1 protein-coding gene is annotated in these 1,067 nt (G+C 62.0%); it reads left to right on the top strand.

Annotation, left to right across the window (positions count from 1 at the left end; translation table 11 throughout):
* Positions 1 to 45: 45 nt before the first annotated feature.
* A partial coding sequence (locus tag CSQ86_RS09640) for a nucleotide sugar dehydrogenase (RefSeq protein WP_243387837.1) occupies positions 46 to 1,067 on the top strand: 1,022 nt, incomplete at its 3' end.

Below are 1,067 nucleotides of genomic sequence, written 5' to 3'. Positions count from 1 at the left end.
AATTTGTTTTGTTTTTAGGGGGTTTGTATGCGTGGTTTTGCTGATTTGCGTGTTGCGGTTGCCGGTACGGGGTATGTGGGGTTGAGTCTGGCGACCCTGTTGTCGCAGCATCATCATGTGACGGCGGTGGATGTGGTGCCGCGGAAGGTGGATCTGATCAACGCGCGCAGGTCGCCGATCCAGGACGAGTACATCGAGAGGTACTTCGCCGAGAAGACGCTGGATCTGACGGCGACGCTGGACGGGGAGAAGGCGTACGCGGACGCGGATCTGGTGATCATCGCGACGCCGACGAACTACGACAGCGAGCGGAACTTCTTCGACACGAGCGCGGTGGAGGCGGTCATCGACCTGGTGATGAGGGTGAACCCGGACGCGATCATGGTGATCAAGTCCACGATCCCGGTGGGCTACACGAAGGCGATCCGCGAGAGGACCGGAAGCCGGAACATCATCTTCAGCCCGGAGTTCCTGCGCGAGTCGAAGGCGTTGTACGACAACCTGTACCCGTCGCGCATCGTGGTGGGCACGGACCCGGGGGACCCGCGCCTGGTGGAGGCGGCGCACACGTTCGCGGCCCTGTTGCAGGAGGGCGCCTTGGAGAAGGACATCAGGACCCTGTTCATGGGGTTCACCGAGGCCGAGGCGGTGAAGCTGTTCGCGAACACGTACCTGGCGTTGCGCGTCTCCTATTTCAACGAGCTGGACACGTACGCGGAGTCGAAGGGGCTGGACACGCGTGAGATCATCGACGGCGTGTGCCTGGACCCGCGTATCGGCACCCATTACAACAACCCGTCGTTCGGCTACGGCGGGTACTGCCTGCCGAAGGACACGAAGCAGCTGCTGGCGAACTACGCGGACGTGCCGGAGGACCTGATCCGCGCGATCGTGGAGTCGAACGCCACGCGCAAGGATTTCATCGCGGACCAGGTGCTCAGGAAGACCGGCGCCTATGGGTATTCGGACAACAACGAGTACAAGGCCGCGGGCGAGAGGCCGGTGACCATCGGCGTGTACCGGCTGACGATGAAGTCCAACTCGGATAATTTCCGTCAGTCGGCGAT

Source organism: Bifidobacterium felsineum (genome assembly GCF_002802915.1).
Classification (GTDB): Bacteria; Actinomycetota; Actinomycetes; order Actinomycetales; family Bifidobacteriaceae; genus Bifidobacterium; species Bifidobacterium felsineum.
Note: the sequence above shows the minus strand (reverse complement) of the source record. Positions and strands in the feature narration are given on the sequence as shown.